The sequence below is a fragment of the Parabacteroides sp. ASF519 genome (genome assembly GCF_000364265.2).
GTDB classification, from domain to species: Bacteria; Bacteroidota; Bacteroidia; order Bacteroidales; family Tannerellaceae; genus Parabacteroides; species Parabacteroides goldsteinii.
The window spans coordinates 6,806,765-6,833,265 of record NZ_AQFV02000006.1 but is presented as its reverse complement, the minus strand read 5'-3'; the positions used below and the strand labels follow the sequence as shown (position 1 = coordinate 6,833,265).

At 42.1% G+C, this 26,501-nt stretch carries 19 protein-coding genes and 2 pseudogenes; 16 read left to right on the top strand and 5 right to left on the bottom strand.

Going from position 1 to position 26,501, the window contains the following annotated elements; translation table 11 throughout:
- The first annotated feature begins 10 nt into the window (after window positions 1-10).
- From C825_RS27525 to porW, 12 genes and pseudogenes are all read left to right on the top strand, one after another.
- Window positions 11-1,954, top strand: a complete 1,944-nt coding sequence (locus tag C825_RS27525) for a RagB/SusD family nutrient uptake outer membrane protein (RefSeq protein WP_010800939.1) — start codon at window positions 11-13, stop codon at window positions 1,952-1,954.
- A 32-nt stretch (window positions 1,955-1,986) separates the two neighbouring features.
- Window positions 1,987-3,162: a DUF5000 domain-containing lipoprotein gene (locus C825_RS27520; RefSeq protein WP_009860099.1), complete on the top strand. Its 1,176-nt coding sequence runs from the start codon at window positions 1,987-1,989 to the stop codon at window positions 3,160-3,162.
- Window positions 3,163-3,186: 24 nt separating this feature from the next.
- Window positions 3,187-3,867 carry a DUF4998 domain-containing protein gene (locus C825_RS27515; RefSeq protein WP_009860098.1) on the top strand — a complete coding sequence of 227 codons (681 nt, stop codon included), beginning with the start codon at window positions 3,187-3,189 and terminating at the stop codon, window positions 3,865-3,867.
- Window positions 3,868-3,960: 93 nt separating this feature from the next.
- Window positions 3,961-5,648: pseudogene (locus C825_RS27510) on the top strand (DUF6057 family protein).
- Window positions 5,635-7,107: a TolB family protein gene (locus tag C825_RS27505; protein ID WP_228100051.1), complete on the top strand. Its 1,473-nt coding sequence runs from the start codon at window positions 5,635-5,637 to the stop codon at window positions 7,105-7,107. Before C825_RS27510 ends, C825_RS27505 begins: the two are co-directional and overlap by 14 nt.
- A 228-nt stretch (window positions 7,108-7,335) precedes the next feature.
- Window positions 7,336-7,791, top strand: coding sequence for an HU family DNA-binding protein (locus tag C825_RS27500; protein WP_010800935.1), 456 nt, complete (start codon window positions 7,336-7,338; stop codon window positions 7,789-7,791).
- Window positions 7,792-7,991: 200 nt separating this feature from the next.
- A complete protein-coding gene (locus tag C825_RS27495; protein WP_010800934.1) occupies window positions 7,992-8,273 on the top strand; it encodes a hypothetical protein in 282 nt (93 codons plus the stop codon).
- Window positions 8,270-8,599 carry a type II toxin-antitoxin system RelE/ParE family toxin gene (locus tag C825_RS27490; RefSeq protein WP_009860093.1) on the top strand — a complete coding sequence of 110 codons (330 nt, stop codon included), beginning with the start codon at window positions 8,270-8,272 and terminating at the stop codon, window positions 8,597-8,599. Before C825_RS27495 ends, C825_RS27490 begins: the two co-directional genes overlap by 4 nt.
- Before the next feature lie 55 nt (window positions 8,600-8,654).
- Complete coding sequence (locus tag C825_RS27485) at window positions 8,655-9,884, top strand: 3-phosphoshikimate 1-carboxyvinyltransferase (RefSeq protein ID WP_010800933.1); 1,230 nt, start codon at window positions 8,655-8,657, stop codon at window positions 9,882-9,884.
- A gap of 1 nt (window position 9,885) precedes the next feature.
- The gene (locus C825_RS27480) at window positions 9,886-10,305 is read left to right on the top strand and encodes a hypothetical protein (RefSeq protein WP_009860091.1); all 420 of its coding nucleotides are present in this window, start codon (window positions 9,886-9,888) and stop codon (window positions 10,303-10,305) included.
- A 169-nt stretch (window positions 10,306-10,474) separates the two neighbouring features.
- Entirely contained in the window at window positions 10,475-11,281 is an 807-nt protein-coding gene (locus C825_RS27475) for a metal ABC transporter permease (RefSeq protein WP_009860090.1), read from the top strand.
- 47 nt (window positions 11,282-11,328) lie between these two features.
- Window positions 11,329-14,925 (top strand): type IX secretion system periplasmic lipoprotein PorW/SprE, encoded by a 3,597-nt coding sequence (gene porW, locus C825_RS27470; RefSeq protein ID WP_044215079.1) that lies wholly within the window; start codon window positions 11,329-11,331, stop codon window positions 14,923-14,925.
- A gap of 59 nt (window positions 14,926-14,984) precedes the next feature.
- On the opposite strand, the gene C825_RS27465 is transcribed toward porW, so the two are convergent.
- The gene (locus tag C825_RS27465) at window positions 14,985-15,494 is read right to left on the bottom strand and encodes an RNA polymerase sigma factor (protein WP_010800931.1); all 510 of its coding nucleotides are present in this window, start codon (window positions 15,492-15,494) and stop codon (window positions 14,985-14,987) included.
- 590 nt (window positions 15,495-16,084) lie between these two features.
- Here C825_RS27465 and C825_RS27910 point away from each other — a divergent pair.
- From C825_RS27910 to C825_RS27440, 4 genes and pseudogenes are all read left to right on the top strand, one after another.
- Window positions 16,085-19,326, top strand: a pseudogene (locus tag C825_RS27910) (SusC/RagA family TonB-linked outer membrane protein).
- An 18-nt stretch (window positions 19,327-19,344) separates the two neighbouring features.
- Window positions 19,345-21,261 (top strand): RagB/SusD family nutrient uptake outer membrane protein, encoded by a 1,917-nt coding sequence (locus C825_RS27450; protein ID WP_010800929.1) that lies wholly within the window; start codon window positions 19,345-19,347, stop codon window positions 21,259-21,261.
- A gap of 21 nt (window positions 21,262-21,282) precedes the next feature.
- Window positions 21,283-22,470 (top strand): DUF5000 domain-containing lipoprotein, encoded by a 1,188-nt coding sequence (locus tag C825_RS27445; protein ID WP_009860084.1) that lies wholly within the window; start codon window positions 21,283-21,285, stop codon window positions 22,468-22,470.
- A 27-nt stretch (window positions 22,471-22,497) separates the two neighbouring features.
- Window positions 22,498-23,625: a DUF4998 domain-containing protein gene (locus C825_RS27440; RefSeq protein WP_010800928.1), complete on the top strand. Its 1,128-nt coding sequence runs from the start codon at window positions 22,498-22,500 to the stop codon at window positions 23,623-23,625.
- Window positions 23,626-23,710: 85 nt separating this feature from the next.
- On the opposite strand, the gene C825_RS27435 is transcribed toward C825_RS27440, so the two are convergent.
- The 4 genes from C825_RS27435 to C825_RS27420 form a co-directional block, all read right to left on the bottom strand.
- Window positions 23,711-24,013 (bottom strand): type II toxin-antitoxin system RelE family toxin, encoded by a 303-nt coding sequence (locus C825_RS27435; RefSeq protein ID WP_010800927.1) that lies wholly within the window; start codon window positions 24,011-24,013, stop codon window positions 23,711-23,713.
- A complete protein-coding gene (locus tag C825_RS27430; protein ID WP_010800926.1) occupies window positions 24,010-24,270 on the bottom strand; it encodes a hypothetical protein in 261 nt (86 codons plus the stop codon). Before C825_RS27430 ends, C825_RS27435 begins: the two co-directional genes overlap by 4 nt.
- A 135-nt stretch (window positions 24,271-24,405) precedes the next feature.
- Window positions 24,406-25,809, bottom strand: coding sequence for a glucuronate isomerase (uxaC, locus tag C825_RS27425; protein WP_010800925.1), 1,404 nt, complete (start codon window positions 25,807-25,809; stop codon window positions 24,406-24,408).
- Window positions 25,810-25,812: 3 nt separating this feature from the next.
- A complete protein-coding gene (locus C825_RS27420; protein ID WP_010800924.1) occupies window positions 25,813-26,481 on the bottom strand; it encodes a bifunctional 4-hydroxy-2-oxoglutarate aldolase/2-dehydro-3-deoxy-phosphogluconate aldolase in 669 nt (222 codons plus the stop codon).
- Between the last annotated feature and the right edge of the window lie 20 nt (window positions 26,482-26,501).

Below are 26,501 nucleotides of genomic sequence, written 5' to 3'. Positions count from 1 at the left end.
TGTAAATAAGATGATGAAAAATATATTATTAAAAAGCTTACTGTTCTGTATCGTATTACTGGAATGTATCTCTTGTAATTATTTGGATATTGTTCCGGATAATATGGCGACAATTGATTATGCATTCCGTAATCGTACAGCATGTGAAAAGTATTTATATACTTGTTATAGCTATCGCCCGAGGCATGGCGATTTCTCGTGGGACCCGGCGATTGCTGCTACAGATGAAGTTTGGTGCCATTCTTATATTAATTCTGCCGGGCGTTATATAGCTCGTGGCATGCAGAAAGTGAATGATCCTTATATGAACTTCTGGAGCGGAGCTAAATCAGGGGATTCCTTTGTCATTCCGGCTTTGTGGGATGGTATTCGTGACTGTAATATATTTCTTGAGAATGTGGATAAAGTAACAGATTTACCTTCGTATGAACGTGACCGTTGGATAGCAGAAGTAAAATTCCTGAAAGCCTATTATCATTTTTATTTGTTCCGAATGTATGGTCCTATACCTATTATGGATGTCAATCTGCCGGTATCGGCTACTCCGGAAGAGGTAAAAGTATATCGTGAACCGGTAGATAATGTTGTTGATTATATAGTAAATCTGCTGGATGAAGCGGCTGCAGGTCTTCCTTCTAATGACGACTTGGTGGAAGGCACTGAAGCCGGACGAGTATATAATCTGGTGGCTAAAGCAATGAAAGCTAGAGTTCTGGCATATGCTGCAAGTCCATTGTTTAATGGAAATACGGATTATGCCTCTTTGGTCGATAATCGCGGAGTACAATTATTCCCTCAAACGTATGATCCTGAAAAATGGAAAAAAGCAGCAGATGCTTGTTTGGAGGCGATTGATATGGCTCATGCACAGAATAAACGGCTTTATACGAGTGTAGATCCACTGTTGAGTACGCAGAACGATACCTTCAAATTGCAAACCACTTTACGTCAGGCTATTTGTGATCGTTGGAATTGTGAACTGATTTGGGGGAGTACTAATAATGACCAATATTCATTTGTTCAACGATGTCAATCCCGTGTTTTGCGTGTTGGTGCAGAAATGGGAACAGTAGTTCGTACCGAGTGGGCCCCAACATTGAATACGGTTGAAAAATTCTATTCATCCCATGGCGTACCTATCAATGAAGATAGAGACTGGGTACAGAACAACTGGTATAGCCAACGTTACGAAATTCGTCCGGAAGTCTCTTCCGGTGCTGAAAAGTATTATGTAAAGGAGGGGCAGAAGACTGTTAATCTACATTATAATCGTGAACCCCGATTCTATGCAAATATAGGTTTTGACCGAGGTATCTATTTCGGTAACGGTTATAATAAGTTTCCGGATAATGTAAAGCATTGCGAATTTTGTGCGAAAGAATATTCAGGAGTAGCTTCTGCTTCCGAGGCATTCTCTGTTACAGGATACGGAGCTAAGAAAATGCATAGTTTTAAAGATGCTATGACGGCGAACGATTATAGTATAGAGTATTATCCATTCCCGATCATGCGTATGGCAGATCTGTATTTGTTGTATGCTGAAGCACTGAATGAATATAGCGGTCCGAGCGGTGAAGTATATAAATATGTAGATATGATTCGTGAACGCGCCGGTTTGGAAGGAGTTCAGGCTTCCTGGACTAAATATTCCATTTCTCCTTCTAAAGTTGCAACCAAAGAAGGCTTACGGGAAATTATACAGCATGAACGTGAAATCGAATTGGTTTTTGAGGGACAACATTTCTGGGATCTCAGACGCTGGAAGAGAATTCAGGATCTTAATGAACAGCCAAAAGGATGGAATGTCATTCAGGGAGATACTCAAGATCTCTTCTACACAGTGACTTCAGTGGCCCAGACTCCTGTTGAGTTTTCAGTAAGAGATTATTTCTGGCCGATCAATGAAAAAGAGATTTCGATAAATTCGAATCTGGTTCAGAATTTTGATTGGTAAGTTGGTAATTAGTAATCATAATAAATGGGACAATGAAAAAGAATTTATTATATATACTTTCCGTTTTGCTTCTGATTGCATGTTCGGAAGAGGAACGTACGTTTGTTAAAACAGATTCTGTCGCTCCGCAACCTGTCAGCAATGTAGAAGTTACTAATATTCCGGGTGGTGCTATTTTGAAATATACTTTGCCGGACGATGAAGATCTGCTTTGTGTAAAAGCTAATTATGAATTGAAATCAGGTGTTTCAAGTGAAGTGAAAGCTTCCTTATTTGTGGATACTCTTAAGATCGAGGGTTTCGGCACGGAAGATGAACGTATCGTGGAACTGGTAGCAATAGATCGTAGTCTGAATGAATCGTCACCTGTAAAAGTGACCGTGAAGCCACTGGAGGCTCCTGTTGTTACGATCGGACGTACTTTAAAGTTGATTGCCGACTTTGGTGGTGTACATGCCTATTGGGATAATCCCGGGCGATCTGAAATTTCTGTTATTTTGGAACAAAAAGATAATAACAATGAGTTCAACCGGATCGATGCTTACTATAGTACGGTGGTAGAAGGTAGTGCCGCGACTCGTGGAATGGATACTGATCCGAAAGATTTTAAGATTTATATACAGGATCGTTGGGGAAATGTAAGTGAAGCTTTGGAAACGACCATCTCACCTCTGTTTGAGGAACAATTTGATCGAACAAAAATCACAGGTATGTCTATTGAAGGCGACCAACCTTCGGCTTGGGGATGGGTTCTCGCAAACTTGTTTGATGGGACGAAAAGTGACGGTAACGGATTTCATACAGCTAATGGGTCAGGTGTTTGGCCGCAATGGATTACATTCGATTTAGGTGTGACCGGGAAGATCAGCCGTATCAAAGTATGGCAACGTTTGGGTGACTGGATTTATAAACATGGAAATTTGGAACATTTTGAAATCTGGGGAACCTCAGATGCTGAAAATTTGAATGATCCTTCGGTCTGGACTTTGATGATGGATTGTAAGAGTACTAAGCCTTCCGGATTACCATTAGGGCAGATATCCGATGAAGACAGGCAATGGGCCGAAGCGGGTGAAGAGTTCGTTTGTGACCCAAGTAAACCTAAGGTTCGTTATCTCCGTTTGCATGCTTTGCAAACTTGGTCTAATGGTGACTTTTTCCATATGTCTGAAATAGAGGTCTATGGACAGGTTGGTGAGGATAAGTAAGGTAATTATTAAATGTATAGAAGTATGATAGTAAAATATGTTATTCCCCTGCTGATTTTTTGTGTTGGGGTATTTTCTACGTCTTGTGATGATATGGACGCTTTACATATTGGTTTCCTGGAAGAAGGCGAAACTATTTATGCGGCGAAAGTGGATAGTGCATCCGTCGGTCCGGGTAACGGTCGTGTTAAGATGGAATTGTTCATCAATGCCCAACGTATTGAGAAGCTCCGTATTTACTGGAATGCTTATACGGATTCCATTGATTTCAATGTCGGCGGACAAGTTGGTGAATTCTCTCTTATGATTGAAAATCTGCCGGAACGGGAATACTTGTTCCAAATCGTCAGTTTTGATAAATATGGAAATCGTTCACTTCCGTTTGAAGCAACAGGTAGAGCTTGCGGTGAAGATTATCGGAATACCTTACCTAACCGTCATATTGAAAACATTTCGAAGACGGAAGATGGTAATATATTGATAACCTGGGGCGCGGCAAATGATGGTGCGGAGAAATGTGTGTTGACTTATACCGATGCAACCGGTCAGCAGCAGGTTCGTGAGGTATTGGCTACGGTCTTGGAAGATATCATTCAGAATGTCCAAAGCGGATCTTCATTTACGTATTATACAATATATAAACCGGCGGCTAATTCACCGGATAGCTTTAATACGAAAGAAGATTCAAGGGATTTTCCTGAATGAGTAGTCTTTATAACTTGTAGATAAACATGTTGAATGTAAGGAGAGGTGTGTTGGGGTACAACATACCCTCCTTTCTTCTAAAGTGAATTCATTATGAACAGGAAGGTTGCGGACATATTATTTGTCCTGTTTCTATTCGTAGGTATGGTAACATATCTCTTTTATACCCAATCTTACTGGATTATTTTATCTGGACAGGTTGGTTGTTTTTTAGCAACAACTGATTTTTTCACATCTTTTCTTCCTCGGATACAAGGAATTGTAGATTATCTAGCCTCTTTTCTTGTACAATTTTATGTGATTAGGTATTTCGGAATCGGAGTCTTGATAAGTCTGGCTTTTCTCTTGGGACTTTTGATAAATATGTTGTTAAAACCTTTTACAGAATCTCGTTACCGCATTCTTTTATCTTTTTTATATTCGACGACATTTGTTTGGTCTCTACATAGTTTCTCCGATTATCCCTTGTCGAAAGATCTAACTTTATTGATTTCTTTTATCTGTTGCCGTCTTTATATCGGACTATCCGATAAGCGCATACGTGTTTTGTTCAGTTATTGCCTTGTTTGTATATATTTGTTTATGAGTATCTTAAAGGGATGAGAAATTATTCTTACCTGATCTCTCTTTGTTCTCTTTTTGCCTTTTCAGCATTGTTCACGACTTTATTGCTCCAATATTGTTTCCCGATGGAAGAAGTGTTTGTTGCTGAATGGGAATTGGATTGGTATCCTTGGTATCTGATTTATATGATTTCTTTTGTCGGTTGTATCTTTTTATTGCGTTGCACACGGAGGTATTTTTTTGTTGCCTCCGGTTATCTTCTGCTGGTTATATATGCTTGTTATGTGAATACCGACCGTATTAGGGAGTTTGAGATAAAATTGTTTTACCTAATGCAACAAAGTGAATGGAATAAATTACTGGGTAGTATAGGTGATGTCAAAAAACTGAACTCTAGAACCTTGAATTATTATTATATGGCATTGGCACAAACCGGACAATTGAGCAATGCCTTGTTTCGGGATGGATTCCCTTATTCGAAGTCATTGGTCTCAGCGGGTGAGCAATCGTATGTTTCGAAAACTCGTTTGAGCGATATCTATTGGAACTTAGGTTGTTTTCGGGCTAGTCAGGTGTTCTCGACTGAAGCCATGTCAATGTGGGATACGGGGGTGAACCCTTATCATCTTAAACGTTTGGCGATGATCCATTTGATTTATCGGGAAAATGATTTGGCAATAAAACTTCTGCGTATATTGAAAAAAACGGTGATGTATAATCGCTGGGCTGTCGATTTGTTGAACCGGATGAAACATGATCCAGATCTGGAACAGGTCGATTGGATCATTCGTTTCCGGAAGATGCTTCCTTCATATGGTTTCCAAATAGGTATGAACAGGCCATTAGAAAATATAACAAACCTAGCTATCCAATTACCATTTGAAACATTGGCCTTGGAATATGCTTGGAATTTGGCATTACTGGAGAAAAAGGTTGATTGGGTGGCTAGGATGGTCCGCTATAGATTGGATTTTTCTCCGAACTCGGAAATTCCGATCCTGTGTCAGGAAGGAATTTTAATCTATGAGCGAGAGAATAAAATCAGTGAAGACCGGAAATTAAAGATAAACTATGATGAAGGCGTATTGGCACGTTTCAAAGAGTATTGTACTCAGGGAAAACGTCCGCTAAATACGATATCCGGTTATTTTGTAATGAATAATGATTATAAATCCAGTTACTTTTATTATTATGAATCTGTCGATGTTCATAAATAGGTATTGTTATTTCTGTTTATTGGTATGGGTATGTATTTCGTGTCAATCTGTATCCAAGGATATAACTGAGGAACTGTCGCAGAAACCTCAGTTGTTTCCCGATTATACCGATATTGTCATACCCTATAATATTGCCCCGTTGAACTTTAAAGTGACTGGTCGCCCTGAGCGAGTTGAGGCTGTGTTGCGGTTTTCTGACGAGAGTTGGGTACTTACAGGAGAAGAAAAGATTATTTTCCCGGAAAAGAAGTGGAAACAATGGCTTGAAAAGGCTAAAGGAGGTCATATATCGGTGACATTGAAAGCCGAATGGGATGGAAAGACATATCAATACGTTCCGTTTGACTGGGAGGTGTCGATTGCTCCAATCGATCCGGTACTGGTTTATCGAAAAATAGAACCAGGGTATACAACTACTAATACTATGTCGATTAACCAGCGGAATTTGACAAACTTTAATGATGAAGTTTTAATCGATAATATGAAATCGGAAACCGGCTGTATAAACTGCCATTCTTTTTGTCAGAATGATCCGGATCAGATGCTGTTTCATTCACGTCAGAAAAATCCTGGGACTTATTTTATCCGACATGGAGAAATAGAGAAAGTGAATACTCAGGCGGGAGAAATGTCACAGGCCGCCGGATATCCTTTTTGGCATCCGTCGGGCAACTACATTGCTTTTTCTGTTAGTCAGACGCGACAAATTTTTTATGAAGGGAAGACTCCCATAGAGGTCTTTGACTTGGGGGCGGATGTGATAGTATATGATTTGAAAGACAAGAAAAGTTATACAATTCCGGAACTATTTGCAGATTCATTGCATAATAACTATCCTGTGTTTACGCCCGATGGTAGAACCTTGATTTATTGCGGGGGTAAAGCTGTTCAGGTTCCTAAATATAAGAGTGATTTAAAATTATCTCTTTGTGCGATTCGTTTTGATGCGGATAAAATGGAATTTGGGGAAACGGTGGATACATTAGTGTCAGCTTCCCGGATTAATAAAAGTATGTTACATCCGAGAGTCTCTCCCTGCGGACGTTTTTTGCTTTATACGGAGGTGGAATACGGTTCGTTTTCCAATTATCATAAATCATCTGATTTGGCTTTATATGATTTAAAAAATAAGACACATAGGACGCTAGACGAGATAAACTCGGAGGATGTGGATAGTTTTCATTCCTGGTCGTCTGTGGGTGGATGGGTGGTATTTAGTAGTCGTCGGAATGACGGATATTATACGTACCCTTGGTTTACACAAATCAATGATGCCGGGAAGGCTTCCAAACCGTTTCTTTTGCCTCAGGAGAACCCAGACTTTTATATTTATTGTCTGACTTCTTATAATGTTCCCGAATTGGTAAAAGGAAAAGTAAATATTAATCCCTATAACCTTCGGAAAGCAGTTATGGAAGCTCCTGTAATAAAAAGTAAATACGAAATACAAAATGACTGAATTTAAACACGACACGCTAAGTCGGAGATGGCGTGGGAACTCCGGTAATCAGATTTATCCCGTTACTTGATGTATTGGAACAGTTCTGTAGGGCGGTAATGCCACTAATCTTAGGTGGCATCGTGACTTCTTATAGGTGACATGGTGACTTCTTATAGGTCGCTATACCGATCCTCAGACTTGTTGTATGTGCAGAGAGTAAGGGGAGGCTTTTAAAAATGTTCAATTATGGCATTCTTTAAAAAGGTTCTTAAAAAAATGGGTGGCAAGTGGCATCCGCAGGCAGTTACCGTGGGCAAACCTGTAACGACGAAAGAGGTAGCCAATTGCCTGTCGCAGATTTCTACCGTGAGTCGTGCTGACGTCTATGCTGTCTTGACGGATCTGGCAGGCGTTTTGGCCGATTATATGGCACAGGGACGCAGCGTGAAGATCGATGGTCTGGGTACTTTCTACTACACCTGCACCTCTAACGGCAATGGAGCTGACTCGGCAGATAAGGTGAATGCATCGCAGATCACCGGTGTACGTGTTCGTTTCATTCCTGAAGCTACAAAAAACAGCGGTAGTAAGACGATGAACCGTTCGCTTATCAGCAACAACATCTTTTGGATGGAATTGAACGGCGCACCCGAGACAACTCCTGAAGAAGGTGGTGGCGGAGACCGTCCGGAGATCGAGTGATCTTTCTCTGAATGTATGATGAAAGTGTTGCAAAGTAACTGCCTTGTCCGTCGGGATGGGAGAAGGGTTTGTAACACTTTCTTTTTTGATTGAAGTTAAATGCATAATAAACGAATAATCCTATTCATGAAAATATCACCTAACTATCCGGAAATTTCCGTACTTTTGTCATCAGATATAATTAAAGAAAGGAATGTATTATGACAGCAATGGAACTGGATGCTCGTCGAATGGAACTTATCCGAAAGATTATGGAAACAGATAGTGTTGAAGTTCTTGATAAGATGAAACAATCTTTCAATCGGGCGGTTAAAGCGGCTCAAGCTAAGAACACGGAATCTATTCCTGGTGTCCCTTCTTCATTGGAAGAGGTAAAGCAGAATATTACGGCATTTGAGGCAGATCTTGATGCTGGTATATTAGAAACGGTTTCGCATCAAGATGTGATGAAGGATGTACGACAAATGCTCGCTTCCTTATGACATGCGAATGGAAGAAAACTGCCATGGCAGAACTAACTAAAGCTACAAAATATTGTGCGAAAACATTTGGGAAAAGAGTTGCAGAGAAATTTCTTGATTCAGTAGACCATCAGATTTTACTTTTGGCTGGAAATCCATTGATGGGGATTCATGTTCCTGAATTGGATACATCGCGTCGCCAATATCGAACTTTGTTAGTTCATAAACTATTTAAACTCGTGTATTATGTGGATGAGAAGAAATCTGTACTTTATATCGTTTCTCTTTGGGATGTTCGCCGCGATCCCTCTACATTGATAAGCCGTATTCGTAAAAAGAAGACCTAACTATCCGGAAATTTCCGTACTTTTGTCATCAGTTTAAAACGAACAGACAAAAGCAATGAAATATCTGATAAAGGCCCCGGAAGAAAGACTTCGGGCTTCTGTGCAACTTCCTGCTTCCAAGAGCATTAGTAACCGTGCTTTGATATTGAATGCACTAAGTTATAGTCCGTATGATATACAGAACCTTTCCGACTGCGATGATACGGAAGTGATGGTTAAGGCGCTGAACTCCGATAGTCGTGATTTCGATATTAAGGCTGCCGGGACGGCTATGCGTTTCCTTACTGCTTTCCTTTCTAAAATAGTGGGTGAATGGACGATCACCGGAACGGAGCGGATGAAGAATCGCCCGATCAAACTGCTGGTCGATGCACTGAACTCGTTAGGCGCCCGCATTGAATATATCGAGAAGGAAGGCTATCCCCCTTTGCGTATCTTTGGAAGTGCGTTGCAAGGAGGTGAGATCTCTCTGGCTGGAGGTGTCAGTTCACAATATATTTCAGCCTTGTTAATGATCGCTCCTTTGATGGAAAAGGGATTGACATTACATCTGGAAGGAAATATCATCTCCCGCCCTTATATCAATCTGACGTTACAATTGATGGAGCAGTTCGGGGTGAAAGCTATCTGGAACGGCCAAACCATCAAGATTCTTCCCCAGGAATATAAACCGATTCGTTTTACCGTGGAGTCGGATTGGAGTGCCGCTTCTTACTGGTATTCTATCATGGCTTTGTCGAAAAATGCCGAAATAGAACTGCTGGGTCTTTTTAAGAACAGTCTGCAAGGAGATGCCGCCGGAGCAAAACTATTTGCTCAACTGGGTGTTGGTACGACCTTTACCGATCGGGGCGTTGTACTGAAATATAACGGTAATGCGGTAAAAAAACTGATCTACAATTTTGTCAACGAACCCGATTTGGCGCAAACATTTGTTGTCACCTGCGTGTTACTAAATATCCCCTTCCGCTTCACCGGATTGCAATCGCTGAAGATAAAAGAAACCGACCGTATCGAAGCTTTGAAAACGGAACTTCGTAAACTCGGCTATCTGTTGACCGACAGCAACGACAGTATTCTGGAATGGAACGGGGAACGTTGCGAACCGGAAGCTGATCCGATTATTGCCACATATGAAGACCATCGGATGGCAATGGCATTTGCCCCGGCTGCGCTGGTATTGCCGAAAGGTCTTAAAGTGGCTGATCCGGAAGTGGTGACAAAGAGTTATCCTGCCTATTGGGAAGACTTGCGCAAAGCAGGATTTGCTTTAATTGAAAATTAACATGTGGTACATTATCATTGGTATTATCGTGCTTGGCGTTATTGCTGCCATAGCCGGTTATTTCAGAAATAAAAAATTACAGCAGATGCTGGAACGCGGGGAGATCAGCGAGATACCTGAAGCGCGTGAAATTCCCGAAGAATGCTGTGGCCAGCATGAGACTTGTGAGCGTGACAGTCTGTTGGCTGCCGTCAGCAAAAAGATTGAATATTATGATGACGAGGAACTGGATCGTTTCCGGGGGCTGGAGGGAGATGAGTATGAAGAGGATGCCGTCGATGAGTTCCGCGAGGTACTTTATACCCTGCAGTCGGAAGAGGTGGCCGGGTGGCTCCGTAGCCTGCAACTTCGTGGCGTGAACCTGCCGGATGCACTGAAGGATGAAGCATTTCTTATTGTCGGTGAGAGAAGAATACATTAAACGGTAGAGAACGTCAACCAGTGTTCAACATAAAGATTGTTTCTACCTAATGAAACACTTGTTTCTATATGGTGAAACAGTTGTTTCTTTATAGTGAAACTTTCTGTACCTCGTATCGGATATAAGGATAAGATTGCACAAATAAGACGAACCATCATATGGAATGAATATGGATCTATTACAATATACTTTTTTTCAACATGCTTTGCTGGGCAGCTTGCTAACAGCCATCACCTGTGGTATTGTCGGGACATACGTTGTTGCACGCCGTCTGGTGTTTATCAGTGGCGGTATAACTCATGCCTCTTTCGGTGGTTTGGGACTTGGCTTTTATCTGGGTACAAACCCGATCTTGATGGCAATGGTCTTTTCCGTCCTTTCCGCTTTCGGGGTAGAATGGGCGAGCAAGACACAGGATGTGCGTGAAGATTCGGCAATTGCCGGTGTTTGGGCGCTTGGAATGGCGCTCGGAGTGATTTTTATATTTCTTACTCCCGGCTATTCTCCTAATCTGTCTGCCTATTTGTTCGGTAATATCCTGACGATCTCCCTGTCCGATATTATCTGGATAGCAGCTTTAGCGGTGGTATTGATCGCAGTCTTTTCCCTCTATCTGCGGGAGATAGTCTATGTCGCTTTCGATAGCGACTTTGCCAAGACGCAGCATATCCATGTAAAGTGGATCGAATATATGATGATGTTCTTTATTGCCCTGACTATCGTCCTTTCCATCCGGTTGGTCGGTATTATGTTGCTGATGAGCTTGTTGACTTTGCCGCAAATTACAGTGAATCTGTTTACTTCCGACTTTAAGAAGATCATCTGGGGGAGTATTGTCCTTGGCTTTCTGAGTTGTGTGGTGGGGCTGGTTCTGTCTTATTTCCTGAATGTACCGTCGGGAGCTTTTATCATCCTGGTGCTGGTGCTGGTCTTTTTGATCCTGAAAGGAGTATTATTCTTTACGAAGAGGCAATAAAACAGGTTCTTCTCAGTTTATTATATGATAAAGAGTGCACATAATACGTGAAGAAAGGTTTTTACTATATAATTTCGATATTCGTGGTTCTCTTGCTTTGGTCGTGCAGTACGAAGAAAAACACCAAAGCAAGCCGGTTCTACCATTCCTTTACATCCAGATACAATATCTATTATAACGGAAAAACTTCTTTTGATGAAGCCCTGAAATCTATGGAGACAGGCTACAAGGAAAGTTATTCCGAAATGATCCACATGTATCCGATCAGTGCACAGCCGAAAGATAAAAAGGAAACCGGCGGCCCCTTCGACCGCGCCATCGAGAAAGGCAATAAAGCCATAAAACTTCATTCCATCAAAGCCAAGCCGGCAAAGAAACCGGGTTGGCGCAACGATCCCAAACAACGTGCTTTGCAGGAACAGGAAGAATATAACCCTTTCCTGAAGAAATGTTGGCTGCTGATCGGGCAGGGACAGTTCTATAATGCTGATTTCTTGCAAGCCTCTGCCACTTTTTCTTATATTGCCCGCCATTATTCCCATGACGAGGAAGTAGTGGCCGAAGCCCGTTTGTGGCAGGCCCGTTGTTATTCGGAAATGGATTGGTTCTATGAGTCCGAAGATATTTTGGGTAAGCTGAATACTAATGGAATACCCCGCAAGAACCTGAATCAGTATGCCGCTGTTTATGCCGATTATCTGGTCAAGAGCAAACAGTATGAAGAAGCTATCCCTTATTTTAAGACGGCAATCAAATCGGAAAAAAGCAAACTTCAGTGTACCCGTATGAAATACCTGCTGGGGCAAATCTATGCTGCGCAGGAACAGGACGGCCTTGCCTATAAAATGTTCAACGAAGTAGCCAAAGCCAGTCCTCCCTATGAACTTGAATTTGCAGCCCGTATTCGTCAGACGGAAGTGTTCTCAGGCGCTAACTATCAGAAGGTAGTCAAGATGCTTCAACGCATGGCGAAGAGCGATAAGAATAAGGATTATCTGGATCAGGTTTATTATGCCCTCGGAAATGTTTACCTGAACCGGGAAGATACGGCAAATGCCATAAAGAATTATGAATTGGGTATCGAAAAGAGCACACAGAACGGACTGGAGAAAGCTATCTGCCAGATCAAACTGGGCGATATCTATTTCACCATGCGTGATTATGTAAAGGCTCAGCCTTGTTTCAGTGGCGCATTGTCCGGCATCCAAAAAGAATACAAAGACTTTAAACGTGTGTCGAAACTTTCGGCAGTCCTGGACGAGCTGGTCGTACATGTGGAAGCTGTCCATTTGCAGGATAGCTTACAGACCCTGGCAAAAATGCCGGAAACGGAACGTTTGGCTGTCATCGACAAGATCATAGAACAGGTAAAGAAAGAGGAAGAAGAAGCCAAGGCTTTGGCTGAGAAAGAGGCTTATCTGGCTGACCAGGCTGCCAAAGGAACGGGTATAAACCGTCCCGGGACAGAAACCGGCGGTATCGTTCTCCCGACTGCATCGGGCGGGACTTCTTTTTACTTCTATAATCCTTCGACCGTATCGCAGGGTAAGGCGCAGTTCCAGCGCAAGTGGGGACGTCGTACACTCGAAGATAACTGGCGTCGCCGTAAAAAAGAAATGTCGACCTTCAACGAAGATGCTCTGGAAGAGGGTGAACTGGCGGAGACAGCAGCCGGAGCCATCGGACCGGACGGTCAGCCTTTGCCGACCGACTCGCTGGAGGCCGGTTTGCCGGAGGTTGCTGCCGATGACCCGAAATCACGCGAATATTATTTGCAGCAGTTACCTTTCACGCAGGAAGATGTGGATGCCTCGAATATAATTATTGAGGACGGATTGTATAATATGGCGATGATCTATAAAGATAAACTGGAGGATTTGCCTTTGTCGATCGAGGCTTTTGAAGAACTGGAACGTCGTTTTCCGGATAATTCGCACCGCTTGGAGAGTTATTACCAGGTCTATCTGATGGCGCTCCATACGGGTAATACCTCTTTGGCTGCCGAGTACAAGACGAAGATGATCAAAGCCTTCCCGAATGAGGATTATACGATTGCCATCTCTGACCCGAATTATGAATATAATATACGTATGATGGATTCCGTACAGAATTCGATCTATCAACAGACCTATAATAGTTATCTGGCAAGCGATACCGTTACCGTGCGTCGGAATTTCCGCGATGTCAGTGTTAAATATCCGTTGGCAACCCTGATGCCGAAATTTATGTTCCTGGATGCGTTGACTTATGTACAAGCCGGTGATGCCGAAGGTTTCAAAACGGCCCTGAAAGCGTTAGTAGAGAAATATCCGACAGCCGATGTGACGGAACTGGCAGGTGAGATGCTGAAAGGTATCCTTCGCGGCCGTACCCTGATGCAAGGCAGTGTGACCGGTATGACCTGGAACCTGCGTTTTGGTCTGGGTGAAGACGGTTCTTTGTCGGCAGCCGACTCTGCTCGTACATTTACTGCCGAGCCGAATACTCCTTACCGTATGATCCTGATGTATCCGACCGGAAGTGTGGATAAAAACCAGTTGCTGTTTGCCGTGGCAGCTTACAACTTTGCCAACTTTATGGTGAAGGAGTTTGATTTGGCTTTTGAAGAAGCAGGCCCGATGTCAATGCTGAACATCAGCGGCTTTACAGGTATAGAGGAAATCCTGCAATACTATAAAATGATTTATGGTAAAGACGGTTACGCCCAGGCTCTGGATAAAAATGTTGCTATCCTTCCGATCTCCGAGGACAATTACGAGACATTGATGCGAGGTAAGACACTAGAAGAATATATTAACTTCTTTGAAGAAAACTTCGGCGATAAAGCTCCAGAGTTGGCAACACGTTGGAAGAATCGTATGCTGGTAGAAGAAGAAAAAGTGAAAGAAGCTGAAGCTGAAACAGAACTTCCGGGCGAAGCAGTTCAACCGGAAGATGAATCCCCGGCAAAAGAAATCAAGTCGGTACGTAGAAAAGAAGCCGAGGAAGAAAAGAAAGAAGAAGCTGAAAAACCAGTAGAACAGGTTGCTCCGAAAGATACTGTCATTCCGGAGATATCTGTCCCGGATACTGTTGCCAATGTTCCGGCAATTGAAGCTCCTGTTGATACGGTTTCCGTACAGCCGGCTGTTTCCGATACTGTTGCGGTTGTTTCTCCTCAGGATACTGTCCCTGCCGTGCAGGCACCGGAAGAACGGAAAGAGCTTACATTAAAAGAAATAGAAGCAATCCGCAAACGTGAAGCCGCAGCCGAAGAAGCCCGTAAGGAAGCTGACCGCAAGGCATTTGAAGCACAACAGAAAGCCGAGAAAGAATTGCAGGAGCAGAAAGCCAAGGAACGTGCTGACCTGTTGAAGAAACAGGAAGAAGAAGAGAAAGCCCTTCTGAAAGCGAAAGCCGACCGTGAAAAGCAACTTGAACAGGATCGTAAGAACAAGTTGAAACAGGCCGAAGCCGACCGTAAAGCGAAGCAGAAAGCCCGTGAAGAACTTCGCAAACAAAAAGAGCGCGAATACAAGGAAAGGCTCAAACAAAAGGAAAAAGAGCGTAAGCAGAAGGAAAAACAGTATAAAGAAACGCTGAAAGCAAAAGAAAAGGCCCGCCGCGAAGCGCAAAAAGCGAAAGAGGCGGCACGTAAGAGGTGATCTGCACAGATACCCCTGTTTTGTCATGGCTCGAGTCTGCCATGACAAAACAGTTTTTCTTATGCATATTGGTAGTCTTTCAGCTTTTGCTGTAATTCTTTGCGTGCGAAAAAAATACGGCTTTTTACTGTCCCCAAAGGGAGATTTAGTTGTTCTGCAATTTCATGATATTTATAGCCATTTAAAAATAAGGAAAATGGGATTTTTACTTCATCGTTCAATTCTGCAACAGCTTTTGTGATCTCCTGAATTTGATAGACTTTGTCTGGAGAACCAGAGATGGAGTCATTGGTTATGTTTAAGTTGTACAAATCAGTATTTTGATCTACTACAGTCTGTTCACGCACAATCTTATGATAGTTATTAATGAAAAGATTGCGCATTACGGTCATAACCCAACCTGTAAAATTGACATTGTCTACGAATTTTTCCTGATTGTCCAACACTTTCAGCGTAGTATCTTGCAACAGATCCAGAGCGTCATCCCTGTTTGCTGTTAGCTTGATAGCGAAATTCATCATGTGATCTTGTAATCCGAGTAATCTTTGTTGAAATTGTATTCTGTTCATAATGTTTGTTGTTTATTAATTTACGTTTTTATCTGCTGCAAATCTATTTTTTATGTTCGTTATGGCGTGTTCGATTTCGTACGGAAAGATTCAGAAATTGTTTTACATACCCGTTAGAGCATATTTGTCGGATGATTTCGTACTTTTGGTAGACAGTAGATGGTCTCTCGGTGAATGCTGAATAGATTTATTGTAAATATCGGATAGAAATGATCTTCTTTTGTTCTTATCTAGTTACTATTGGAGAGGATATTGGTAAGGTAAAGAATATTTTTCCGGATATTAGTTCTTGGAGAACTATTTCATTTAAAGACTATATCACATTGTGAAAACAAAATTATATAAAAATAGAAATTAAAACAAAACTATATGCGATAATATAACTATATTTAACCAATTAGAGCCTTCTCAGATTTCATCTATCATCTCTCTGTCTGTCTTATATTTCAATCAATATGCTTATGTGCTTAATATTTAGCAGGTTATATTGTAGCCATAGTTCTCCAAGAACTATGATGATAAAATGACTGTTCATATTAAATAATTCTTAGACCTGTTTTTTGTTTATTAACCTTAAATTAGCAAGTGTAATGATTAGATTGCGAAAGAGGTGTAGCGGTCAATGCTGTCAGCCTCAGAAGATTCAAAGCACGAAGCCTGGAAAATATTCATATGGATGGATATTTTTGGCATTTTTATTAACAGTTGTGGGACTACCCTGTCGAAACCTTCGGGCTGAAGTATTTCCCGTGGTAGCCAAAGTTCAACAATCGTCGAAATTCAAAGGTAAAATCTCGGATACGGGAGGAGATCCTTTACCTGGTGCTACGGTGCAGATAAAAGGTAGTACGAAAGGGGTTATTGCCGATATGGATGGTAACTTTGAGTTTGATGATTGTCCTCTTAACAGTACCCTGGTTGTTTCGTATATCGGTATGGAAACTAAGGAAATAAAGTATACCGGACAGAAATTCCTGAATATTGTAATGGAAGCAAAAACGGATGAGTTGGAAGAAGTAACCGTAGTCGCTTTCGCCAAACAGAAAAAAGAAAGTGTGGTATCCGCCATTACGACTGTGAAACCGACGGAGTTAAAAATTCCGAGCAGTAACCTGACAACGGCTTTTGCCGGTCGTGTTGCCGGATTGATCTCTTATCAAACAAGTGGTGAGCCGGGACAGGATAACGCCAGTTTCTTTATCCGTGGTATTACGACTTTTGGTGCTGAGGCAAAGAAAGATCCGCTTATCCTGATCGACGGTATTGAATTGAGTACGGATGACCTGGCACGTTTGAATACAGATGATATTGCCAGTTTTTCGATCATGAAAGATGCTACGGCTACGGCATTATACGGTGCACGCGGAGCGAATGGCGTAATCTCTGTTACAACGAAAGAAGGTAGAGAAGGAAAAGTAACCATTAACGCCCGTGTGGAAAACTCTTTCTCATCTCCGACCAAAAAAATCAGTCAGACCGATCCTGTTACTTATATGCGGATGCAGAATGAAGCGATTAAAACCCGTGACCCACTGGGATTGGCTTTGTATTCGGAAGAAAAAATAACGATGACCGAACGTGGATTATATCCGAATATTTTCCCGACAACGGACTGGTATGATACCATGTTCAACGATGTGATCTCCAACCAGCGTGCCAATCTGAGCCTTAGCGGTGGTGGAACGGTTGCCCGTTATTATGTGGCTGCCAATGTCTCGAAAGACAATGGTAACATGAAAGTCGATAAAAGAAATAATTTTAATTCTAATATCAGCCTGATGAAATATTCGATCCGTTCGAATATCAATATCAACCTGACAAAAACAACGGAGTTGGTATTGCGTATGAGCGGAACGTTTGATGAATATACAGGACCTATCGGCGGCGGTTCTTTTATGTACAAGGAAGTGATGATGGCCAATCCCGTATTATTCAAACCTTATTATGAACCGGATGAACAGTACGCATATTCCAAGCATATCTTATTCGGTAACTATGGTGCCGGTAATTATGTAAACCCGTATGCACAGGCATTGAAGGGGTATAATGATTATAGTAAGAATACGATGCTGGTTCAATTCGAAGGTAAGCAGAAGTTGGATATGTTGACCGAAGGACTTGCTATCCGTGCAAAGATCAATATAGACCGTTATTCTGAATATTCGGTAGACCGTGCTTATTCTCCTTTCTTTTATAATATATCATCTTATAATCTTCAGAATAATACTTATAAACTGAATCGTTTGAATCCGGCTACCGGTACGGAATGGATTAATTATAATCCGGGAAATAGATATGTAAATACGAATTTTTATCTGGAAGGAGCAGCAGAATACACCCGTAATTTTGACAAACATGGGGTAAATGCTTTGTTAGTTTATACAATGCAAAGTAAAAAGACGGGTATAGCCGATAATCTTCAATTGTCTTTACCCGGGCGTAATATGGGGTTAGCCGGACGTGCAGCCTATAATTATGACGGGCGTTATTTCGGTGAGTTCGTTTTTGGATATAATGGTTCGGAACGTTTTTCCAAAAATAATCGCTGGGGATTCTTTCCTTCTGTAGCCGGTGGCTGGATGCTCTCAAAAGAAAGCTTTTTCGAACCTCTGACGACAGTGTTTGACCAGTTTAAGTTTAAGGCCTCTTACGGTTTGACAGGCCAGGATCAGATTGGAGATGGTAATGACCGGTTCTATTATCTGTCGCAAGTAACATTGAATAGCAGTGACCGGAATGTGAATTGGGGTACTCAATTGAATTACAATCCGGGGGGATTATTGTAGACCGTTATGCCAATGATGAGATTGGATGGGAAAAATCCTATAAATTGAATGTGGGAGCAGAAATGCGTACGGTATTTGGGCTTTCAGCCAATGTTGAATATTTCACGGAACGGCGGGAAAATATTTTGCTGAACCGTATAATCCCGAATACAATGGGGATCATTCCTGATGTAAAGGCTAATTTAGGAAAGGCGAAAGGTAAAGGTGTGGATATGGAACTGAATTATGAGAAGAGTTTCAATAAAGATTTATGGATCACAGGACGCGGAACGTTTACGTATGCAACGAGCGAGGCTGTGGAATGGGAAGAACCGGATTACAGTGAAACTCCTTGGTTGTCGAAAGTTGGCAAATCGTTGGGACAGACATGGGGATATATAGCAGAACGTTTGTTTGTTGATGAAGAAGAAGTAAAAAATTCTCCTACCCAATTCGGTGAATATATGGCGGGTGATATTAAATATCGTGATGTAAACGGTGACGGTAAAATTTCGGAATTGGATAAAGTTCCTATCGGTTATCCGACAACCCCGGAGATTAATTATGGTTTCGGTCTGTCGGTAGGTTACAAAGGACTCGATGCCTCTTTCTTTTTCCAGGGGTCGGGACGCCAGTCTTTCTGGCTGGATCTTAAAAAGATCACTCCGTTTTTAGATGGAGATGCCGGAGAGAATGGTGAAGATGGTTTGCTGGGACAAAATGCAGTGCTGGATGTGATAGCTAATAGCTATTGGTCGGAAAATAACAGGAATCCTTATGCTTTCTGGCCTCGTTTGGCAAATCAGTCAGTTGAAAATAACAATCAGACAAGTACCTGGTTTATGCAGGATGCTACTTTTCTTCGATTGAAATCTGTGGAAATAGGTTATACTGTACCCAAAAATTTGGTGAAGAAGTTCAAGGTTCAGAACTTACGTTTTTATGTGAGTGGAACTAATTTGCTTTGTTGGAGCAAATTTAAACTATGGGATCCTGAAATGGCAGGTAACGGATTAGGTTATCCTGTTCAACGTGTGATCAATGTGGGACTTAATTTAGGATTCTAATTTAATAAAACGGAAAATATGAAATCGATATATCAATATTTAATATATATATGTACGGCTTTTTCAATAGCCTCCTGTAACTATCTGGATGTTGTTCCGGACAATGTTCCGACATTGGATAATGCCTTTTCAGATCGGTATACAGCTGAACAATATCTGGCTACCTGTTATTGGGGAATGCCAAAGTCGGCCGGATGGAACGAGAATCCGGGAATATTCGGATCGTTAGAGATGATCTTTAATAAAGAAGGGAGTACTTCCGGTGGTATGAAATTCGGGCTGGGAACCGATAGTCCTACCAGTGCTTTGATCAATTATTGGGGTGGTACAGGTAGCATGATCCGTTCTTTGTATGCAGGTATTCGTGAGTGTAATACTTTTATGGAAGGAATTGTTGGTGTAAAAGATCTGAACCAGTACGAAATTAAGCGTATGATTGCAGAAGTTAAACTGATTAAAGCCTATATGCACTTTTACTTGCTGACCTATTACGGCCCTATCTGTCCTTTGCGTGAAAATATACCGGTGAACGAATCAACACAAGGTGTCAGGGTATATCGTGAAAAAGTTGATGATTGCTTTGCCTATATCCTGGAATTATTGGATGAAGTAATAGAAGGCGATCCGCTTCCTTTGGTGATTGAAAACCAGACTAGTGAATTAGGCCGTTTTGCCCGTCCGGCAGCTTATATGTTGAAAGCAAAAGTTTTGGTCTATTGGGCCAGTCCGTTGTTTAACGGGAATACGGATTATAACAGTTTCCGTAATTATAACGGGGAACCGTTCTTTAATCAGACGTATGATGAAACACGTTGGCAAAAGGCTGCGGAGGCTTGTAAAGAGGCTGTCGATATTTGTGAGAGTGCTGGTATCCGTCTGTACCAGATTTCCGATTATATTGCTACTAAAACTCTTTCGGATGAAACTCAATTGGTACAGACATTGCGTGGTTCTGTAAGTGACCGCTGGAATTGTGAGTTGGTATGGGGAAATTCTTCTTATCCGGTAAATAGTGGTTTGCAGGGAGAATGCATCTGTTATCTGGAGCAGGCAACCTCTTTAAACTATGGAACACGTATGAGTGTGTCGATGGCGACGGTCGAACAGTTTTATTCTAAAAATGGTGTTCCTATTGAGGAAGACAAAGAATATGATTATTCGAATCGTTTCAATGTGCGGACCGGAGACGAGGATCATAAATATTATATTCAGAAAGGTGAGCAGACTGCCGCTATGAATTTTGACCGTGAGCCTCGTTTTTATTCGACATTAGGTTTTGACCGTGGTAAATGGTATGGGAACTCATATAAGAACGTACCGGATGACGATGCGGAGTGTCTATATCCCAAAAATCGGTTCGGTGAATTTTCTTCGGTAGCCAATCCGGGTAATTATAATGCGACAGGTTATTGGCCCAAAAAGTTGGTTTCGATCAATTCCAGTTTCCGTAATGCCAATGATATCAGCTGGGAAAACTATGCTTTTCCGGATATGCGTTTTGCCGACCTTCTCTTACTATGCGCCGAAGCTTTGAATGAATCGAAAGATGCTCCCGATGCGGAAGTTTATAAGTATGTGGACATGGTACGTGAACGTGCCGGTTTGAAAGGAGTGGTGGAAAGCTGGCAGAAATATTCGAATCAGGCTAATAAACCGTCTACGAAAGTCGGCATGCGTGAGATCATTCAGCGTGAGCGTAAAATCGAACTGGCTTGTGAAGGTGTTTATTATTGGGACAGCCGCCGCTGGAAAACAGCCCAGAAAGAGCAGAACCGTCTGATACAGGGTTGGAATGTCAATGCCAAAGAGGTCGTGGATTATTATACTTTGACTACGGTCTATACGCAGTCATTTACTTATAAAAACTATTTTGCCCCGATACCAGAGTCTGATATTGTGAATAATCCGCAATTGGTACAGAATCCGGGGTGGTAATTAATAATGTAATACAGAATTATGAAAACGAAATATTATTTCAGTATACTGACTTCGGTTCTATTGCTTTGCTCTTGTTCGGAAAAGACACTGGAACCTATAACCGGAAGTCTGGGAAAACCCGGAGTGGTGACCGATGTAAATGTGGAACCGATAGCCGGTGGTGCCGTCGTTTCCTACCGCATTCCCAATTCGGAAGATATCCTGGCTGTAAAAGCCGTTTATACGCTTACGAATGGAAAAGAGACGGAAAGAGTCGCTTCTTTTTATGAGAATAAGATCAAAATAGAAGGATATAACGATACCATCCCGAATAAAGCGAATATTTATGTGATCAATCGTGCTCAGGAATTGTCGGATCCTGTGGAAGTGACTTTTACTCCATTGGAGTCTTCTTTGAGTAAAGCCATCAAGACAATATCGATCGTACAGGATTTTGGCGGTGCCCAATATAACTGGCGGAATGAAGACAAAGCTCCCTTGACGATGGAGTTTCTTGCACAGGATTCGCTGGGGCAAATGCAGACTATGCGTATTATGACTTCGGAAGCTGATTCGAACCGTTATAGTTTGCGCGGCTATAAAGCCGAGCCTCGTTATTTCGGGATGATCATGCGGGATAACTTTGACAACGCTTCCGATACTATTTTCCCTTCGGAAGGTCAGATAACACCGCTTTTCGAAGAAAAACTGAATAAAAAGAAAATGGTCGTTATGAAATTGGGTTCTGATGCCAGCTTTACCAATTGGGAGGGGATGGACAGCTATCTGATCGACGACGACCATGATACTTTCGGCCATTCGGCATCCAATTCCATGCCTGCCGCATTTACCATCGATCTGGGATGTGTTGCGAAACCCAGCCGTGTTGTGATGTTCCAGCGTAAATATTCCGATTCGTATTATAACTGGGGAAATCCGTTGGATTTCGAGGTGTATGTGTTCAAAGGGACGGGAACACCTTCGCAGAGCGGTGACTGGAGTGAATGGGAAAAAGTGATGGATTGTCTGGTTGTCAAACCTTCCGGATCTCCGAGCGGAACAGTGACGGATGAAGATATTACGGCTGCTGAAGAAGGACATGAATTTGCTTTTGAATTGTCACAGGAACCGATACGCTATATCCGTCTTAAGATATTGAGTACCTGGGGTGGTTCTGCCTTTACTCATCCGGCAGAGGTGGATCTGTATGGGGAAGTGGTTGAATAGTATAAATTAAAAAAGAATATATAAACCATGAAAAGAATATATAGTTTATTAGTATTTATAGCATGCACTCTCCTGATTACTTCCTGTGAAGATTTTATGGATGTGCATAAAGAGTATATTGAAGGCGGAGAGATCATTTATGCTCCTAAACCGGATTCAATTGCGTTCATTGCGGGAAAAGAGCGTATTCTGTTTTTTTGCAGGACATATAATTCTCCAAATGTGAAATCGGTAAATCTGTATTGGAACGACGGATTGGATTCATTGCTTATTCCGGTATCCTTTAATTCAAGCTATGACAGCATCGAGGTCGTATTGGATAACATGGAAGAGAAGTCATATACATTCACTGTACAACTGGTGGATAATTTCGACCATCGTTCTTTGTCTGTAACAGATTTTGGAACTTCCTATGGTGAGAATTATCAGGTTTCCCTAATGGACCGTCGTATAAAGGATATTTCACTTACGGACAAAGGCGGTTCGGTGGAATGGTATTCGGCTGCAGAAGGCTTATTAGCCAATGAAGTCAGATACGTAAAAAATGATGGTACGGAAAGTATTATCCGGATGTCGTCGGCAGAATATACGACATTCTGTCCGGATGCCAAGGCGGGTGAAGAGTTTGAGTTCCGTTCTTTATTTATTCCGGAAGAAGAGTCAATCGATACTTTTTATACGGCATGGAGTAAGTATGATGAGGCTTTCCCTGCCGAATACAAGTTCGATCGTAGCGGATGGACGGTAACCGTTTCCGACGAAACTGCTAGTGACGGCGGTGGGAAAGATGCGATCATTGATGACAAACTGGATACCTGGTGGCATTCCAATTATACGGATGGAAATACACCTCTGCCGCATTGGGCTGTGATAGATATGGAATCATCGAAAGAAATGTCGAAAATAGAAGTTTATCGCCGTCCTGGTACCACCGATACGAAAAGTGTTGAAATTTATATAGGAAATAGTCCGGATGCCAACGCTACAGATTGGATTCAGTTGGTAACCGGAGTGTTCGGTGATGGTGATAGTTTGGAATTGCCTGTTCCCGCATCAATAGATACAAACCGGGGCCGTTACATGAAGATTCTCTTGCCGGATAGTAACCGTGAACCTTTTACTAACATTGCAGAAGTGTATATTTATGGCAAGTGATCGTTTTTCATAGTACTAATTATTTTATTTAAGGATGTATCAATCAGTGACGGTTGGTACATCCTTTCCCGTATAAGTGGTTGTTTTATTTATCTTTCCTTCTTAGCTTTTGTTGTATTTTCTTATTGTATGCTTCTCCCCTGGATACCAGATATTCAAACATTACCGTATCGCCAATAATTTGAACGTGAAACACAAAGAAAGCTCGGTAATCCCCGATCCTGATCCGATATACATAATCATAGCCGGTAAGTCTTATGCAGTGCGTTATATCATCCAGATCTTTAGCATCGATGACTTCCTGGATCACTTCTTTTACAGACAAAAGTATTTTTCCGGATAATTTCCGGACACTTTTTTCAAAGTCTTTCGAGAAGTCTACATTCATTTGATATCCAATCCTAACCAGTTTTCAAAATCTTTCTTTTCCTGTGGGTTAAGTTTGATTTTCCCCTCTGGTCTTTGTTCCGATAGCATTCGGTACATAGCCGTATCATTATATTCTTCTGCAGTACGATCTAGAAGGCTTTCAATAAGTCTTTTAAGATTAGTACCCTGTTGTGCTGCCATTACGGATAATGATCTAAAGGTATCGTCTTTCAGATCGATTACTTTTCTTTTATTTGTTGGTATTACTGCATCCATCACTTTGAATTTTTGGTAAAGATATGGAATATATATGATATATACAATATATACGGTATATATCATGTATGTCATAAAAAAGCGAAGATTCATTTCTACGAACCTTCGCTTCCGTCATTTCTTAAATTATTGATCTTAAAATCCAAAATATTCTTTCGCATTCTTATAACTGATATCCTCTACCATCTTACCGATGAAAGGAATTTCAGAAACAGGCAATTCGCCGTTTTCCACTTCTTTACCCAGCATATTGCAAAGGATACGGCGGAAGTATTCGTGACGCGGATAAGACAGGAAACTGCGTGAATCGGTCAGCATTCCGACAAAACGGCTCAGCAGGCCCAGATCGGACAGCGTGTTCATCTGGTCTTCCATGCCATGGATCTGATCCAGGAACCACCAGCCGGCGCCATACTGCATCTTGCCCGGTAGCGAACCGTCGTTGAAGCTGTAAGCCGTAGTCATCATTACGGCACTGTCTTTCGGGTTCAGGTTGTAGAATATTGTTTTAGCTAATGCTCCTTCTTCTTCCAGGCGGCTGAGGAAACGAACCATCGGTTCTGCCACTTCCAGGTCGCCGATAGCGTCGTATCCGGTATCCGGACCCAGCTTTTTGAACATGCGGGCATTGTTGTTACGTGTCGGACCGATATGGAATTGTTGTGCCCAGTTGCTGCGGGCATCCATAACAGCCAGTTCATACAACATGGCAGAGCGGAACTTGTCGATCTCTTCGCCGGTCAATGCCTTATTCATTCGGGCTTTCATGAAGATAGCCTCTATCTCGGCATTGGTATAAGGAGTTGCGTAGAATGTACTCAAACCATGATCCGATACGCGGCAACCGACAGATTCAAAGAAGTCATGACGTTTCTGTAAAGCCGCTAACAAGTCTTTAAAAGAAAGGATCGACATGCCGGAAGCTGCTTCCAGCTTCGTCAGGTATTCATTGTAAGCAACTACATTTTCGATAGCCATCGCCTTGTCCGGACGCCAGGTAGGAAGAACTTTCGTCTTCAACGAAGTGTTACGGATCGCTTTATGGTATTCCAGTGAATCGACCGGATCGTCAGTCGTACAAACAACTTCCACATTCATGCGTTCCATGATGGCCTGCGCACGAAATTCCGGGGTTTGCAGTTTGGCTGTACATTCGTCGTATATTTCACGTGCAGTTGAAGGATTCAACACCTTATCGACACCGAATATGCGGCTCAGTTCCAGGTGAGTCCAGTGGTAAAGCGGGTTGCGCATAGCATGTTGCAAGGTATCCGCCCATTTCTGGAATTTCTCGAATGCCGGTTTGTCACCGGTAATATATTCTTCGGGAACACCGTTTGCACGCATGGCACGCCATTTGTAATGGTCTCCGCCCAACCAAATCTCTGTCAGGTCGGCAAACTGGTAGTTGTCGGCTATCTGCTGCGGGATCAGGTGACAATGATAGTCAATGATCGGCATCTTCGCTGCATGTTCGTGATACAGTTTTTTGGCTGTCTCCGTCTGTAGCAGGAAATCTGAATCAAGAAAAGGTTTCATATATCAACGGTATTTTTTGATGATACTTAATGCGTTGCTGCAAAGAGCAGTGATGGCATTCCAGTCTTTGGCTGCAATGGATTCTTTAGGGAACAGGTTGGAACCCATTCCTACACAAGTAACGCCAGCCTTGAACCAGGCCGATAAGTTCTCTTCTGTCGGTTCGACCGCTCCTGTAGCCATAATCATAGACCATGGCATCGGTGCTTTGATATTCTTGACAAAAGAAGGACCACCCACATTCCCGGCCGGGAATACTTTACACAAATCACATCCCACTTCCTGTGCAAATCCTATTTCCGAAACAGATCCGCATCCCGGTGTATAAGGAACCAGGCGGCGGTTACATACCTTCGCAATTTCCGGATTGAACAACGGGCCGACAACGAAGTTGGCACCCAGTTGCAGGAACAGGGCAGCCGTAGCCGGATCGACGATAGAACCGATACCTAAAACCATTTCAGGACATTCTACCGCAGCATATTTTACTAGTTCGGCAAATACTTCATGAGCGAAGTCTCCGCGATTGGTAAATTCAAATGCACGTACTCCGCCATCATAACAAGCCTTTAATACTTGTTTAGCCGTTTCTATATCTTTATTATAATAAACAGGTACCATTCCGGTGCTGATCATCGCATCCAATACCTGCATTTTACTAAATCTAGCCATCTTTCTCTTTAATTTTCAAT